Below are 14,548 nucleotides of genomic sequence, written 5' to 3'. Positions count from 1 at the left end.
TTCCTGGGGAGGTGGCCCATCCTGTGCGGCTGACTTTCGGCGGAGGTGTCGGGAATTCTTGGAATCAAGCATCGACGACAGCGGCATGCCACCCTCCCGCGTTCAAAGCTGTAATGAAACCCCTATATTCGAATGTTAACAAACTCTAATGCGGAAAGACAAGCCGTAATCTTTCGTAGTCAATAAATCTTCATAATCCGCTAGATTTTTACTTAAACCGGAAAGCATATGACAACTGCGTTACAGAAATTTCATAATAGATCTGTCGCCATTAACGGATTGGTTTGACTGGATTTTATAGCTCCTACGAGCTAATTCGGCCGCCTCTTTTTGATGACCCAAAGTGATCAGAGGCCCGATCTGCTCAGCGCCGGTTCGCACGCCACATGACCGCCATTCGGGCGTCGATTAATCGCATAGCGTTTAACTGGCGATAATATTGCAATTAGTAATTGCATACAGATAGTCTACGATCGTTGCGATGCCTTGCCTGCCTCCGGGAACTCCGATCTGAAAACGAGCGGAACCAGACAGGGCGGACGGCGGCCGCTGTCGAGATCACGCGATTTTGCAAGCAGGCCGCCTCCCAAGAAGCCATGTTTGGCCGATAATCGAGCGATCGGAAACCGGAGGACGAGCTATGCGCCCTGGCTTCGCAGGTACGTTGCTGACCTTTTCGTTGCTCCTGTCGGAGCCGACTGCTCCCCATGCAGCCGACGTTACGCGTTCGGGCCAGCCTGTGTTTGACCGCGTCGTCGAACTGGTGGATGAGGAATTCTACGACACAACGGCTCTGGCCCGCTTCAACGCTGCTGCCCGGGCACAAATCGACGGGACGATGCACTCGATCGCGGCCGCGAGTTCGCCCAGCGACGTCGACGACGCGATCACATCGGTTCTTTCCAGCCTTCGGGTCTCGCATACCGGACGCTACAAGCCCGATACGATCGACTATTTCGAACTCTCCGACATATTCCGTTTCGCAATCCGGAATGACCTGCGCCGCCTCTTTCCGCCGGATGGCGAGGTCCGCTATCCCGGCATCGGCATGGTGACGGCCGTTGACGGTGATCGTCGCTTCGTTGCCGATGTCTACGATGGATCGGCGGCCGAGAAGGCCGGCCTGCTCGTTGGTGACGAGATCCTGTCGGTGGACGGGCTCCCCTACCGGGAAATCGGCTCTTTCGCCGATAAGGTAGGTCGAAGCGTCGAGATCCGGCTTCGACGCCATCGGGATGCCGCACCGATTTCGGCGAAAGTCCAGGTGGAGCGCTTGCGGCCGCTGCCGATGTTCGAGCGGGCGATCGACGAAAGCCTTGCACTCAGCGAACACGATGGCCACAAGATCGGTTACGTGCGGATGTGGACGCTCTCAACGCGCAATGGCCTCAATATTGTCGCGGAAGCCCTTGCGACCGGCCGCCTCAAGAACGCCGAGGGTGTTGTCGTTGACTTGCGCGGGCGCTGGGGTGGTGGCCCTGCCGATGCGGCGGAGCTTTTCGTTGGCGACACGCCGTCCTTCCGGTTGGTGCCGCGCCGCGGGCATGCGACACTCGCAAACTTCCGTTGGCGAAAGCCGGCGATCGCGCTGATCGACAAAGGCACGCGCAGCGGCCTGGAGCTCTTCGCCTACGCCCTCAGGCAGAATGCCACCCCGCTGGTCGGTGAACGGACGGCAGGCGCCCTGCTCGCAGGCCGCGCCTATGTGCTGCCAGACGACAGCCTCCTCGAACTTGCGGTTTCTGACGCCGTGATCGACCACGATCTGCGGCTTGAGGGGATCGGCATCAAGCCTGACCGGGTGGTGCCGTTTCCACTTGCCTATGCGGCGGGCAAGGATCCCCAACGCGAAGCGGCGATAGGCGAGATGGTTCGAATGCTCGAAGCAGGAACAATCGGGCACGCCGCGCCACCGCAAGAGCCTGCCGCGACCCGGTGAAGTTTGTGGCCACGCGTAAACATGGCCTCAATCGGTGGTGCCGCCCGCGAAAATCTCCTGCCCCAGCCTAACAACCTCCTCCAGAAAGAGATCCAGGTCCTTACGTTGCATTCGATGATTGTTGATTGCCACACGCAGGCAATGCTCACCGTGCACTGTCGTGTCGGAGATAACAGCAGTCCCCTCGTCTTGGAGCCGGAGCATAATTTCAGTGTTCAGCGCCTTCAGCTGTTCGGCCGCGGTCTCGATTGTGCGGAAACGGAAGCAGACGATAGTGTTGTTGGTCGGCGCCACGAGATCGAGTTGTGGCTGCGTTACATACCGCGAGAGTATGGCCTTAGACAAACGGGGATCTTAATTCGCTTTAAACGATACTGATATTGTTCGTAAATTACGAACAAATTGGATATTCTATAAAGTCATAATTGCAAATACTTTAGAAAAGCGCTATTTTGTACGTCATGAACGAGCAAAGAGCCAGCCGGTTAAAGAGCCTTCTCGCCTCGGTGCCTCCGGGCTTCTATGTGGACAGTAAATGGTTGTCAGCCCAGGGTATACGCCGATCGTCCGTCGCCGACTATGTAGGCGCCGGATGGCTGCGTCATGTCGCCCACGGCCTCTATCAGCGCCCTGGCACCGGGCCTATTGGCGAGCGGGACTGGCGCGTCCTCGCTCTCTCTGTGCAGACGTTGATGGGGCATCCGGTACATGTCGGGGGCATGACGGCTCTTCAGCAAATGGGCTATCGGCACTATCTGTCCTTCGGCGCGGCGGAGCAAGTCTATCTCTATGCGCCCCGCTTTCCTTCATGGCTCGATCAAGCACTGCTCGATGCCCCGCTCCACCTGCGCAAGACAAGTTTGTTCGCCGATGCCGGCCACGGTCTTGACGGCGTCGGCGACAAAGGCTCGGCCGGTGACGCGCCGCGTGAATGGTGGGACTGGACGCTGCGCCTGTCGTCGCCGGAGCGTGCGATCCTCGAAGCCCTCGATGAACTGCCGGATGGAGAAAGCTTTCATTCCATCGACATGGTCTTCCAGAGCCTCGTCTCCCTGCGGCCCCGCCGCCTGATGATGCTGCTCACCGCCTGCCGCTCCGTGAAGGTCAAACGCCTGTTCTTCGTTTATGCGGACCGGCACCGCCATGCCTGGTTCAAGCATTTGGATCGCGACAGCCTAGACCTTGGCGCCGGTGACCGCTCACTGGTCAAAGGCGGGCGGCTCCACCCTACCTATCGCATAACGCTGCCCCAGGACCTCATGACCGACAACGAAGGATCTACCCATGGCAGCTGACATCTACGAACAACAGGTGCAATTGCTCGTAAACGCACTGCCGTTCATCGCCGAGGAACGCTGCTGGAAGTTTCCCCTCGAGCTGTGGCCCTAAGGCAGTTCGCGTGTGCCGACAACGACCGTTGCGGTGGAGCGCAATTCGACTTTCCCCGCCCGGATCGACTGCCGGGCAAGATCCAGAACCTCAGCCTTGATACGCTCCCGTGTTGCAATATCCGCCTGGCCCAACCCCGCGACCACGGGTGCGGCGATTTCGGTCATGAAGGTCCAATAGTCTTCGGGCGTGTCGTGAACCATCGTGGTCGTGACCTCTTCCTCGCGGACGTCTCGCAGGCCCGCGTCAGTAAAGACGGCAGTCATCAGGCCCTCGGGCGCACAGCGGAACAGGCCGGGGGCTCCCGCCGGTGGTTTCGGCATTTCCACGTGGCGCGCAATGGTCGACATGATCGTCGTTGCCCAGATGTTCTTGTCAGGCGAGGCCCAGACGGCGGCACAAACACGTGCACCCGGTTTCGCGACCCGCTTCAATTGTTCGGCTGCTGCCGCAACATCAGGGAAAAACATGAAGCCAAACCGGCAAAGAACAGCGTCGAACGTCGCGTCCGCGAAAGGCAATGCGCCGGCGTCGCAGATCCTGGTTTCAAAATTCGTCAGACCGCGGTTCCTGGCGTTTTCGCTCGCCACCTGAAGCATGCGCTCGGATAGATCCGTGACGGTGACGCGCCCGTTCGGGATCGAGGCGGCGACGGTCAGTCCCGGCTCGCCTGTCCCGGCAGCGACGTCAAGCACCTGATCGCCGTCTTTGATCGCTGCTTGGCGGATCATCGCCTGGCCGAAGGGGGCCAGCCAGCCGAGAACGAGAGCGTCCCATTTCTTCCAGCCGGCGGAAAAGCGGTCCCAGGTTTCTCTTTGCTGATCGCGGATTTGATCGAGATGCGCGGACATACAGGTTCCTCCCTTGGCGCCGTTTTTCGACGTCGTCTGGCGAAACTATGAACCCGCTTTCGAATGGTACAAATCAATTTTGCGCCGGGATACGAGGGCCTTTGTGACCGCGGTTACATGTGAGCTTAGACAATCCGCTCTAGGGTGAGAGCGTAAGGCACGCTATATTCCAATTAAAGATACCGGGAAGGAGAGATTCGCACCGATGTCGAACCGGACGAACGTCAAGAATAGCGGCCGGATAGAGCCCAGCGACGAACAATCCCTCGGTGATCAATTGCGGATGATGCATCGGGCTTTCATGGCCTCGCCGCTACGCAACAAGATCATTTGGCTCAGCATAACCATCGTCGTTGTTATCGTTGTGACAGCCTTCGGCCAGATCATCCTCAATCGATGGTACAAACCGTTCTACGACACGCTCGAGCGACGCGACCTGCCCGCCTTTCTTCATCAGTTGGTCGTCTTCGCCCAGATCGCTGGCGTGCTTCTCGTCCTCAACGTCCTGCAAACCTGGCTCGGACAGGTCATCAAGCTGCGGCTGCGCGAGGGCTTGACGGACGATCTCATAACCGAATGGATGCGCCCCTCGCGCGCGTTTCGTCTGGCGAACGCCGGCGCAATCGGCATCAACCCGGATCAACGTATCCATGAGGATGCACGCCACCTGACCGATCTGTCAGCCGGGCTTTCAATCGGCCTTTTCCAATCGGGTATTTTGCTGGTGAGCTTCATCGGCGTGTTGTGGTCGCTGTCCGACGGCTTCGTCTTTCATGTCTCTGGCTACGCCTTCGCCATTCCCGGCTATATGGTCTGGGCCGCCATTCTCTATGCAGGCACGGCCTCGTGGCTAAGCTGGCTGGTCGGCCGTCCGCTGGTGGCGCTGAACGGTGAACACTATGCCCGCGAGGCGGCGCTGCGCTTCTCGCTGATGCGCGTTAACGAGCATATCGAGGCGGTGTCTCTGTCTTCAGGCGAGGCCAATGAAAAGAAGCGCTTGCAGCGCGATCTCGCCTCGGTGCTCGAGATCAGCTACGGCCTGTTGCGCGCGGTGACACGCCTGACCTGGGTGACGGGCGGTTATGGCTGGATCACGGTCGTTGCCCCGATCGTCATTGCGGCGCCGGTTTACTTTGCCGGCGACCTGAGCTTCGGCGGGCTGATGATGGCGGTTGGGGCCTTCAACCAGGTGCATGCGTCATTGCGCTGGTTCGTCGACAACATCGGCGCGATCGCCGACTGGCGTGCCACGCTGCTACGCGTTGCCGCCTTCCGTTCCGCATTGCTGATGACCGACGAAAGGCACGAGGGCGACAAACGTATCGAATTCAAGACGTCGGAAACGTCGCAGATGAGCTTCGACAATATCGAAATCGTCTCGCCGACGGGCTGCATCACGCTGCGGGAGCAGAGCGTGACAATCGATCCGGGCGAACGGGTGCTTGTCACCGGTGCGCCCGAGGTGGAGAAGGCGCCGTTCTTCCGGGCGATTGCTGGCCTTTGGCCCTGGGGTCACGGCCGCATTGCACTGCCGGTCGATGATGGCCTCGCCTTCGTTCCGAAGTCACCTTACTTCCCGCCCGGGACCCTGGGCGAAGTTCTCGCCTACCCCGGTCCAACTGATAGCTACAGCAAGGGTGAACTTGCAGCGGTACTCTCCAAGGTCGGGCTTGGTCGCCTCAGCGGCCGCCTTGACCAGGATGCGCGAAAGCAGATGAACCTTAGCGAAGCGGAACAGCGCCTTTTGGCGATTGCCCGGCTCAGCCTACACAAGCCGCGGTGGCTGATCATAGACGAGGCGCTCGACACGCTTGAGGACGACGCCTACCAGCGCGTTCTGAAGTTCATGGATGAAGAGCTCAAAGGTGTCGCCATCGTCAATATCGGACGCACCGAACGCGGCAACGACTTCTTCACCCGCGTGCTGCACCTCGACAAGAACCCGGCAGGCAATATGCTACGGCGACTGCAGCCAAGGAGCCTTCAGCCCGCCGATCCGCAATTGGTGGATTGAAGCAAGCGAGCCATTCGCAAGCGCCAGTAACACATTGAGGAAAATAGAAAACAGCGCATTCGTCGAATGCGCGGTTTGACCTTATCTTGCGTAAGTTTCCTTAGCGCGCCCGCAGCTTCATATGGCGGTTCACGTCCTTGTAGAGCAGATAGCGGAACTTGCCCGGACCACCAGCGTAGCAGGCCTGCGGGCAGAAGGCGCGAAGCCACATGTAGTCGCCGGCCTCGACCTCGACCCAATCCTGATTGAGCCGGTAGACCGCCTTGCCTTCGAGCACGTAAAGGCCATGCTCCATGACGTGTGTCTCGGCGAAGGGAATGATCGCGCCGGGCTCGAACGTGACGATTGTCATGTGCATGTCGTGGCGCAGGTCCGCCGGATCGACGAAGCGCGTCGTCGCCCACTTGCCGTCGGTGCCAGGCATCGGCGACGGGGTGATTTCGGCTTCATTGGTGAAGATGGCTTCAGGCACAGGCAAGCCATCGACATACTCATAGGCCTTGCGCACCCAATGGAAGCGAACCGGCGCTTCGCTTCCATTGCGAACGGTCCAGTTGCTCGCCGGCGGAATGAAGGCGAAGCCGCCCGGCTGCATCTTGTGCGCCTTGCCGTCGAGCGTAACGGTCAGTTCGCCTTCGACGACGAAGATCGCGCCCTCGGCTCCCTCGTCCAGTTCGGGCTTGTCGCTGCCACCGCCCGGAGCGATTTCCATGATATATTGTGAAAATGTTTCAGCAAAACCGGAGAGCGGTCGCGACAATATCCACAGCCGGGTCTTGTCCCAGAACGGCAGATAGCTGGTGACGATATCCATCATCGTCCCCTTTGGAATCACGGCATAGGCTTCGGTGAAGACCGCGCGATCCGAAAGGAGTTGGGTTTGCGGCGGGTTGCCGCCATGCGGCGCATAGTAACTACGGTTGGTCATATCTTCCTTCAGTCTGCTGGCAGGCACCGCCTCCTCTTATCAGCGGTGCAATTGGTTCGTTTGAGCGTCAAAGCAAGGCGGTGCGAAGATCGCGGGGCTGATCCTTCTCCTCGTCCAGATCCAGTTCCGCTTCCACATGGTTCAGGTGTTCGGCCATTCCCTTGATCGCGCTCGCGACATCGCGCGCTGCGATGTGTTCGACTACGGCCAGATGTTCGTCCGGCCCGCAATTGTGAAGGTGGTTCGAACGGTACATCGCGGTGATCAAGGATGTACGGGAGACAAGGTCGCGCAGAATGCCGAAGAGAAAGGCCGAGCCCGAGAGTTCCGCGAGCAAAAGGTGAAAACCGCCCGAAAGCCGAACGATATCAGAGAGATTGCCGGATCGGCCGGCGATGCGCTCTTCCTCGATATGGCCTCGCAACCGGACGATATCCTTGGGGTTGGCGCGTTCACACAAGCGCTCGACGACGCGCTGCTCGATGGCCCGGCGGGCAACGAAGACATCGCGCGCCTCATCGACGGAGGGCTCGGAGACGAAGGCACCCCGGTTCGGCATGATCGTCACCAGGCCATCGCGCTCCAGCGCGGTCAGTGCCTGTCGGATGCGGGCTCTGCTGACGGAGAATATCTCGGCAAGTTGCTCTTCTTTCAGCCGCGTTCCCGGCCGTAACCGCCGCTCTGCAATCGCAAGCCAGATCTTCTCGCAAATGATCGCCGTCGGAGCACCGGCGGCTTCGTCCGCGTTGTACATGAAATCTCCCTTAGCCGTTCGCTTACTCTCGCCGTGCGGCGCTCAAAGTCAATTCCATCAGCTGCAGTTAGATATTGACTACAAAATTGTAGACAATATTGTGTACCGCAACTTGATGTGCAATGGCAACTGCTTAAACACGACCGCGCAACCGGCCCGAAGCCGGGGCGTGGTGCCACTTGAGAGCCCCGATGGACCTTAATTTCACTGAACTGCCGGACCAGGAGAGGGGCGTGATGCGCACTCTGGACATCACGGCCGACGCCTGCCTCGCAACCGTCCTCCGGAAAACGAGCTGATCCATGCGTCTCCTGCTCATCAACCCGAATTCCACTCGCTCCATGACCGAACAGGCGCATCGCAGTGCGGAGCGCGTCGCAGCACCTCATACCTTACTGGAGTCCATTAACCCTACGTCAAGCCCGGCCAGCATTGAAGGGCATGCCGACGAAGCCATGGCCGTACCGGCGATGCTCGCAGAGGTTCGTAAGGGTGAGATGCGCGGCATCGACGCCTATGTCATCGCCTGCTTCGATGACCCGGGCCTTGGTGCTGCGCGTGAGATCGCCCGTGGTCCCGTCATCGGCATCTGTCAGGCGGCCGTGCAAGTGGCGATGAACATCGCGACCCGCTTTACGATCATCACCACCCTTCCCCGTTCCGTGCCAATCATCGAGGATCTGGCTGACGCCTATGGTGCCGGGCATTGCTGCCGCAAGGTCCGTTCGGTGGACATGCCGGTGCTGGCGCTGGAAGAGGACCTCGCCCATACCGAGGAGATGCTGGTGCAGGAGATCCTCAAGGCGCGGCAGGAAGATGGTGCTGAAGCAATCATTCTCGGCTGCGCTGGCATGTCAGAGCTCTGCGACCGCCTGAAGGCGCGCACCGGCATGCCTGTCATCGACGGCGTGACCGCTGCGGTGAAGCTCGCCGAAGCCCTGGTCGGCGGCGGCTACGCCACCTCAAAGGTCGGCGCCTATGACTATCCCCGTGCCAAGGAAAACCCGGCCTGCAGGCTGGCTGACGTCGCCGGCTAAATTTCGAGCCTTAACGGACCACCGGAAGGCGGCACCCCGTCCGGTAGCTCTCGCGCTGGTGCCGATTGGCTAGATCAGCGCATCAAGGCGTCAAGCTGCTCCTGCAGCGTCGCCACCTTCTGCTCGAGCGCTTCCAGTCGTTCCTCGAGGGCGGATAGCGCCGAGCCACTCGGAGCCGAAGACATCGCCACCCTCTCAGCAGCCGGCTGCTCGACTTCACCGCACAGCAGATGCGCGAAGCGGTCTTCGCGCTGGCCGGCGCCTCGGTTCAATTGAACGATCAGTGGCGGCCGGCGGCCCATCATCAGATCGAGATTGTCCTTCAGCTCCTCGATCGAGGAGAACCGCGCCATGCGCTCGCTGCGTGCCCAGAGCTCGTAAGCGGTCTGCGGACCGCGAAGAAGCAGAAGACCCAGCATGACGATCTGCGGCGAGGTCAGCGAGAAGCGGTTGGCTACCAGATGCTCGTAGCGCTCGACCCTGGACGCAAACGCCTGGCGGACCAACCCCTTCTGCGCCAGCGACGAGAGCGCGCGGTGGACATCCACCTGTTCGATCGCCATGACGGGATCGCGGGCCGTCTTCTGGTTGGCGGCCGCATGTGCCGAATTGAGCGTCAGCGGGTAGACGTCGGGCGTCGTTTCCTTCTTTTCGATCAGGCAGCCGAGAATGCGGGCTTCAACGGCATTAAGGACGGGGAAATCGGTGTCGGAGGTCGTGTTCATAAGCCAACTCTTCAAATCAACGCATTCGGTCCCAACCGAGCCCCCAAAACGGAGTACTGCCCGGCTTTCGGCCCCTACCCTAACGTGAGTGTCGAAGCCCGGAAATGGTCATCGGTCTATTTCGTTGAATTCCGGTTAGCACCGTAGCATTCGCCTGACGACAGGGATGCGAAACGCGTTCGTTCGCAATACGGTTTGCCTGAACATCGGCCCAAAAAAAGAGGCTCCGCGACTGGCACGACACGGAGCCCAAGGCTTCAGGGAACTAGATGTGTCAGGCCGCGTGGGTCGCCTTCGCCGTCTCTTCGATGCGGTGGCAGGCGGCACGCGAACCGTCGGCGAAATTGCGCATTTCCGGCCGCTCACTCTTGCAGCGCTGGTCCGCAAAGGGGCAGCGTGGATGGAACGTGCAGCCGGACGGCGGATTGAGCGGGCTCGGCACCTCGCTGGCAGCGATGCTTCGTCCACGCTTCGGATGTGTGATGTCCGGGATCGTCTCCAGCAGCAGTTGCGTGTAGGGATGCCGTGGATTGGCAAAGAGCGTCTCCGTGTCCGCCTCTTCGACGATGCGCCCGAGATACATCACCGCGATACGGTCCGACATGTGGCGCACCACGCTCATGTCGTGGCTGATGAAGAGATAGGTCAGCCCCATCTCGTCCTGCAGCTTGCGCATGAGGTTCAGGATCTGGGCCTGGACCGACACGTCGAGTGCAGAGGTCGGCTCATCGCAAACGAGGAACTCCGGCTCGCCGGCAAGCGCCCGCGCAATCGATATGCGCTGGCGCTGCCCACCGGAGAATTCGTGCGGAAACTTGGTTCCGTCCGAAGGCGCGAGGCCGACGATCGTCAGCAGTTCGCCGACACGCTCCATGATCTCCGCTTCCGAATTGCGAAGCTTCAGCTCGCGTAGCGGCTCGGCGATGATGTTGCGCACGCGCCAGCGCGGGTTGAGGCTGGCATAGGGATCCTGGAAGATCATCTGCGCCGCAAGCGGTTGCCCGTTCTTGCCGGGCGCAAACCGTACCTCGCCTTGGCTCGCCCGGTAGAGACCGGTGACAAGCCGCGCGACCGTCGACTTGCCGCAGCCGGATTCACCGACGAGGCTCAGACAGCCGCCCATCGGCACGCTGAAACTGATGTCGTCCACCGCCCGCACGAACTGCTGCGGCTTGCGCTCGATCACCCGGTTGAGCCAGGGCGCGGAAACATCGAAATTGCAGGTCAGGTCGTTGACCGTCAGGGCATCACTCATAGAACTCCTCCTGCATTGAGCCAGCATGCGGCGACGCCGGAGCCGACCGGGGCCGGCTCGGGACGATCCTTGCGGCAGCGCGGCCCCGCCTCCGGGCAACGCGGATTGAAGGCGCAGCCGGTCGGGATTGCGTTCAGCCGCGGCATCGAACCGTCGATCTGGTTCAGGCGCTCGACGCGACGGCCGAGTGCCGGGATCGAGCCCATCAGACCGCGGGTATAGGGATGACGCGCATTCTTCAGCACGTCGCCGACCGGACCGATCTCAACCAGCCGTCCGGCATACATGACCGCGACACGGTCGGCGGTCTCTGCGATGACGCCCATGTCGTGGGTGACCAGCATGACCGCGGTTCCATGATCGTCGCAAAGCCGGCGGAGCAGCGAGGTGATCTGCGCCTGGATCGAGACGTCGAGTGCCGTCGTTGGCTCGTCTGCAATGATCAGCTTCGGCTCGGCGGCGAGCGCGAGCGCAATGACGACGCGCTGGCGCATGCCGCCCGAGAACTGATGCGGGTAATGATCATAGCGCGCTTCAGGCGCCGGAATGCCGACCTCCTTCAGAAGCTGGATGGCGCGCGCCTTGGCGTCGGCCTTGGAGAGCTTCAGGTGGAGGCGGATTGTTTCGACGAGCTGCGCGCCAATGGTGAAGAGCGGGTTGAGCGAGGTCAGTGGATCCTGGAAGATCGCGCCGATCTGGCGGCCACGCACGTTCTGCATCTCCTTGTCGCCGAGCTGGTCGATGCGGCGGCCGGCGAGCCAGACCTCTCCGCCGGAGATACGGCCGGGCGGCTCCAGCAGTCCCTGGACCGCAAGGCCGGTCATCGACTTGCCGGCGCCGGATTCGCCGACGACGCCGAGGATCTCGCCCGGGCGAATGCTGAGCGAAACGTCTGACAGTGCCGAAACCGTGCCATGGCGGCCGGGGAATTCGACACAGAGGCCGCGAACGTCAAGCACGGCCGATGAAGCAGTTTCCGTCATCGCGGGACCTCCAGAGGGTAGCTCGGCGGGAAGATCTCGCTGACCGGCGGGTGACCGAAGCTTCTTTCGGGATATTTGGCGATCAGACCATCGAACTGCGCCTGCGCCTTTTCGCGCGCCTCGTTCATATCGAAGCCTGCCACTTCGCCGTCACGCATCGACAGACGGCCATCGACGAAGACCGCCTTGGTGACGCGTCCCGAACCGCCGACCACCAGCGTGGTGATCGGATCGACCGCCGGTGCCATGTGGTGGTCCATGAGATCGAAGACGGCGATGTCGGCGCGAGCACCCGCTTCCAGGCGGCCGAGATCCGACCGGCCGAGGGACTTGGCGCCGCCAAGTGTCGCGGCGTCGAAGAGATCGGCACAGCTGACGGCGCCCGGATCGTTTTCGACCACGCGGCAGGTGATCAGGCCGACCAGAAGGTTCATCAGCATGTCCGGCGGTGTCGTGTCGGTGCCCATGGCGATGTTGACGCCGCGGGCCTTGACGGAGCGGAACGAGTTCAGCGTGCTGCCGCCGCGAGCCGAAACCAGCGGGCAATGGACGATGCTGACGCCGTTTTCGGCATAAAGACGCAGATCGTTATCGGTCGCCTGAGTAGCATGCGGCGCAATCAGCCGGTCGCTGAGGAAGCCGAAGCTTGCCAACCACTCCGGCGCCGTCTTGTCGTGCAAGCGGCGAACGGTATCGACTTCCATGGTGCCCTGTGCGGCATGCAGGCGGATCGGACAATCAAGGTCGCGCGCCGCGTCGGCAGTGCGGATCAGAAGCTTCTCGGTGCAGGTTTCCACCCGGTCCGGAGCCAGCAAACCCTTGACCAGGCCACCGTGGCGCCCTTCATGCTCACGGATGAAGCCGATGGCATCCTCGAGGCCCCTCAGGCCCCTTGCTTCGTCGAAGATCGCTTCTAGCTGGCCAGGCGCCGTCACCATCATGCCGCCGGCGCGATAGGCCGGGCTCAGATAGACGCGCAGACCCAGATCGCCGGCCGCGTCGGAAGCGGCGGCGAACTCCGCGACGGTCTCGCCCCACTCGCGGTAGAAAAGCGAGGCGATCGGGGCTGCCGTGGTGATGCCGTTCAGGAGAAGCTGGGCGAAGGCAAAGCGCTTCTGGAACGCCAGTTCCTCCTGCGTGTACATCTCATAGGGCCCGCGCTCGATATAGGAGCGCGGCCAGACGCGACCCTTGGCCCAACCGGGCTGATGGTCGATCGAAAGGATCGTCGTGTCGAGATCCGAGAGCGCATCGAGGTCGATCAGGCCGGGGCTGATCATCGCCGCCCCGAGATCGACCCGCCGGGCTACCTCGCCTTCGAAGCGTGGCCCGACATAGAGCAGCGTGCCGCCTTCGATGACGACCTCACCGTTCGGGATCAGCCGGTGCGAACCGTCCCGGTGACCGAGCACCCATTGCGCCGTCAAAAGCGTGCGTCCCTCGGGACGTTGGCCAAGTGTCAGATCCTTGATGGTGTTCATGGGATTGCTACCTCCGCAATGCCGTTTCGAGCGACGACACGTCCGCGCTTGACGACCAGCGGCCGCGGCGCAACGTCGACGACGGCATGGGCCAGCGTCTCGCCGGTGAGCAGGGTGAAATCGGCGTCGCAGCCGACATCCAGGCCGTATCCCCTAATGTCCATGACCTCGGCGCCCCCCTTGGAGCAGACATGCAGCGCATGTTCGAGATCGACGTCACGGCGCAGGCCATTCTTCATGCCAAGGATGCGGGCGCGATCCATCATGTCGGGTTGCCCCCACGGACCCCAGGTGTCGCGGATGCCGTCGCAGCCGGCCGCGACCTTAACGCCGGCGTCCTTCAAACGGAGGATCGACGGCACGGTCGAAGACGGTGAGCCGGTCGTGACGATGCGGATATCGAGCTCGGCAATCTGTTCGATCAGGCCGGCGACGCGCAGGTAATCCGGTGCTCCGAGCGCGAAGGCGTGACTGATCGCCACCTTGCCCTGCATGCCGAGCGCGCGGATGCGCTCGAACATCATCTCCATGCTGAAGGCACCGAGTTCGCCCTGCTCGTGCAGGTGAATATCGATCGGCTTGGCATGTTTGTCGGCAAGGCCGAAGATCGCGTCAAGGTGTCCCTTCGGGTCCCGGTCGATGCCGCAGGGATCAATGCCACCAAGGACTTCGGCGCCCTTGCTCAGAGCCTGGTCGAGGAGCTCGACCGTGCCCGGACGGGTAAGGAGGCCCGACTGCGGGAAGGCAACGATCTCGATGTCTATGATGCCTTCAAGCGCCTTGCGGGTCTCGACGATGCCTTCCATCAGCCTGAGGCCATGGGTCGTGTCGATGTCGACGTGGCTGCGGATGTGGCTTGCGCCGTTGGCCGCGAGCATGATTGCCTGGCGCATGGACTGGCGGTGCGGCTCGATGCCGATTTCAAGCCGCTGCTCGCGCTCGAAGTCGATGCGTTCGCGCAGCGTCGCAGACTTGGCATTGACATGCCAGGGCATGCCCCAGACCGACTTGTCGAGATGCGTATGGGCTTCGACGAGACCAGAGATCACGATATGGCCGTTGCCGTCCTCGGTTGCTACGCCTTCAGCGGAAAGTCCTTTGCCGAAGGCCGCGATCTTGCCGTCGCGCACGAGGATGTCGTTCGCTTCGCCGGCGTTGGGCCTGACGTTACGGATCAGGAGATTGGACATCA

Annotated in this window: 13 protein-coding genes; 4 read left to right on the top strand and 9 right to left on the bottom strand. The window is 61.5% G+C overall.

The genetic code is table 11. The features are described from left to right. The first annotated feature begins 640 nt into the window (after window positions 1-640). Entirely contained in the window at window positions 641-1,939 is a 1,299-nt protein-coding gene (locus BLU35_RS12645) for a S41 family peptidase (RefSeq protein WP_093233253.1), read from the top strand. A gap of 27 nt (window positions 1,940-1,966) precedes the next feature. On the opposite strand, the gene BLU35_RS12640 is transcribed toward BLU35_RS12645, so the two are convergent. Further along, window positions 1,967-2,284: a hypothetical protein gene (locus tag BLU35_RS12640; RefSeq protein ID WP_093233252.1), complete on the bottom strand. Its 318-nt coding sequence runs from the start codon at window positions 2,282-2,284 to the stop codon at window positions 1,967-1,969. 116 nt (window positions 2,285-2,400) lie between these two features. Here BLU35_RS12640 and BLU35_RS12635 point away from each other — a divergent pair, with 116 nt between their 5' ends. Further along, complete coding sequence (locus BLU35_RS12635) at window positions 2,401-3,234, top strand: type IV toxin-antitoxin system AbiEi family antitoxin (protein ID WP_093233251.1); 834 nt, start codon at window positions 2,401-2,403, stop codon at window positions 3,232-3,234. A gap of 90 nt (window positions 3,235-3,324) precedes the next feature. Here BLU35_RS12635 and BLU35_RS12630 read toward each other — a convergent pair whose 3' ends face one another. Then, window positions 3,325-4,179 carry a class I SAM-dependent methyltransferase gene (locus tag BLU35_RS12630; protein ID WP_093233250.1) on the bottom strand — a complete coding sequence of 285 codons (855 nt, stop codon included), beginning with the start codon at window positions 4,177-4,179 and terminating at the stop codon, window positions 3,325-3,327. 205 nt (window positions 4,180-4,384) lie between these two features. On the opposite strand from BLU35_RS12630, the gene BLU35_RS12625 reads away from it, so the two are divergent. After that, window positions 4,385-6,193 (top strand): ABC transporter ATP-binding protein/permease, encoded by a 1,809-nt coding sequence (locus tag BLU35_RS12625; RefSeq protein ID WP_093233249.1) that lies wholly within the window; start codon window positions 4,385-4,387, stop codon window positions 6,191-6,193. 100 nt (window positions 6,194-6,293) lie between these two features. On the opposite strand, the gene BLU35_RS12620 is transcribed toward BLU35_RS12625, so the two are convergent. Together BLU35_RS12620 and BLU35_RS12615 are read right to left on the bottom strand one after the other, a co-directional pair. Next, window positions 6,294-7,121: a bifunctional allantoicase/(S)-ureidoglycine aminohydrolase gene (locus tag BLU35_RS12620; protein ID WP_093233248.1), complete on the bottom strand. Its 828-nt coding sequence runs from the start codon at window positions 7,119-7,121 to the stop codon at window positions 6,294-6,296. 67 nt (window positions 7,122-7,188) lie between these two features. Continuing rightward, window positions 7,189-7,875, bottom strand: coding sequence for a GntR family transcriptional regulator (locus tag BLU35_RS12615; RefSeq protein WP_093233247.1), 687 nt, complete (start codon window positions 7,873-7,875; stop codon window positions 7,189-7,191). A 302-nt stretch (window positions 7,876-8,177) separates the two neighbouring features. On the opposite strand from BLU35_RS12615, the gene BLU35_RS12610 reads away from it, so the two are divergent. Next, a complete protein-coding gene (locus BLU35_RS12610; protein WP_093233246.1) occupies window positions 8,178-8,912 on the top strand; it encodes an aspartate/glutamate racemase family protein in 735 nt (244 codons plus the stop codon). A gap of 74 nt (window positions 8,913-8,986) precedes the next feature. Here the strand turns inward: BLU35_RS12610 and BLU35_RS12605 are convergent, their stop codons facing one another. The 5 genes from BLU35_RS12605 to BLU35_RS12585 form a co-directional block, all read right to left on the bottom strand. Continuing rightward, the gene (locus tag BLU35_RS12605) at window positions 8,987-9,637 is read right to left on the bottom strand and encodes a YceH family protein (protein ID WP_093233245.1); all 651 of its coding nucleotides are present in this window, start codon (window positions 9,635-9,637) and stop codon (window positions 8,987-8,989) included. A gap of 274 nt (window positions 9,638-9,911) precedes the next feature. Further along, window positions 9,912-10,892: an ABC transporter ATP-binding protein gene (locus BLU35_RS12600; protein ID WP_286161511.1), complete on the bottom strand. Its 981-nt coding sequence runs from the start codon at window positions 10,890-10,892 to the stop codon at window positions 9,912-9,914. Further along, a complete protein-coding gene (locus BLU35_RS12595) occupies window positions 10,889-11,875 on the bottom strand; it encodes an ABC transporter ATP-binding protein (protein ID WP_058320910.1) in 987 nt (328 codons plus the stop codon). The genes BLU35_RS12600 and BLU35_RS12595 overlap by 4 nt, the downstream gene beginning before the upstream one ends. Then, window positions 11,872-13,356: an amidohydrolase family protein gene (locus tag BLU35_RS12590; RefSeq protein ID WP_093233243.1), complete on the bottom strand. Its 1,485-nt coding sequence runs from the start codon at window positions 13,354-13,356 to the stop codon at window positions 11,872-11,874. Before BLU35_RS12590 ends, BLU35_RS12595 begins: the two co-directional genes overlap by 4 nt. Next, window positions 13,353-14,546 (bottom strand): amidohydrolase family protein, encoded by a 1,194-nt coding sequence (locus tag BLU35_RS12585; protein ID WP_093233299.1) that lies wholly within the window; start codon window positions 14,544-14,546, stop codon window positions 13,353-13,355. The genes BLU35_RS12590 and BLU35_RS12585 overlap by 4 nt, the downstream gene beginning before the upstream one ends. Between the last annotated feature and the right edge of the window lie 2 nt (window positions 14,547-14,548).

Origin of the sequence: Sinorhizobium sp. NFACC03 (genome assembly GCF_900103435.1) — a bacterium.
Taxonomy (GTDB): Bacteria; Pseudomonadota; Alphaproteobacteria; order Rhizobiales; family Rhizobiaceae; genus Ensifer.
The sequence above is the reverse complement of the archived record's forward strand: the minus strand, read 5'-3'. Positions and strand labels throughout refer to the sequence as shown.

Bases quoted from the DNA above. Each gene is read 5' to 3' on its own strand.
- BLU35_RS12610 (WP_093233246.1), top strand. From the start codon at position 8,178: ATGCGTCTCCTGCTCATCAACCCGAATTCCACTCGCTCCATGACCGAA.
- BLU35_RS12590 (WP_093233243.1), bottom strand. From the start codon at position 13,356: ATGAACACCATCAAGGATCTGACACTTGGCCAACGTCCCGAGGGACGC.
- BLU35_RS12605 (WP_093233245.1), bottom strand. From the start codon at position 9,637: ATGAACACGACCTCCGACACCGATTTCCCCGTCCTTAATGCCGTTGAA.
- BLU35_RS12615 (WP_093233247.1), bottom strand. From the start codon at position 7,875: ATGTACAACGCGGACGAAGCCGCCGGTGCTCCGACGGCGATCATTTGC.
- BLU35_RS12585 (WP_093233299.1), bottom strand. From the start codon at position 14,546: ATGTCCAATCTCCTGATCCGTAACGTCAGGCCCAACGCCGGCGAAGCG.
- BLU35_RS12600 (WP_286161511.1), bottom strand. From the start codon at position 10,892: ATGAGTGATGCCCTGACGGTCAACGACCTGACCTGCAATTTCGATGTT.
- BLU35_RS12620 (WP_093233248.1), bottom strand. From the start codon at position 7,121: ATGACCAACCGTAGTTACTATGCGCCGCATGGCGGCAACCCGCCGCAA.
- BLU35_RS12625 (WP_093233249.1), top strand. From the start codon at position 4,385: ATGTCGAACCGGACGAACGTCAAGAATAGCGGCCGGATAGAGCCCAGC.
- BLU35_RS12645 (WP_093233253.1), top strand. From the start codon at position 641: ATGCGCCCTGGCTTCGCAGGTACGTTGCTGACCTTTTCGTTGCTCCTG.
- BLU35_RS12595 (WP_058320910.1), bottom strand. From the start codon at position 11,875: ATGACGGAAACTGCTTCATCGGCCGTGCTTGACGTTCGCGGCCTCTGT.
- BLU35_RS12630 (WP_093233250.1), bottom strand. From the start codon at position 4,179: ATGTCCGCGCATCTCGATCAAATCCGCGATCAGCAAAGAGAAACCTGG.
- BLU35_RS12635 (WP_093233251.1), top strand. From the start codon at position 2,401: ATGAACGAGCAAAGAGCCAGCCGGTTAAAGAGCCTTCTCGCCTCGGTG.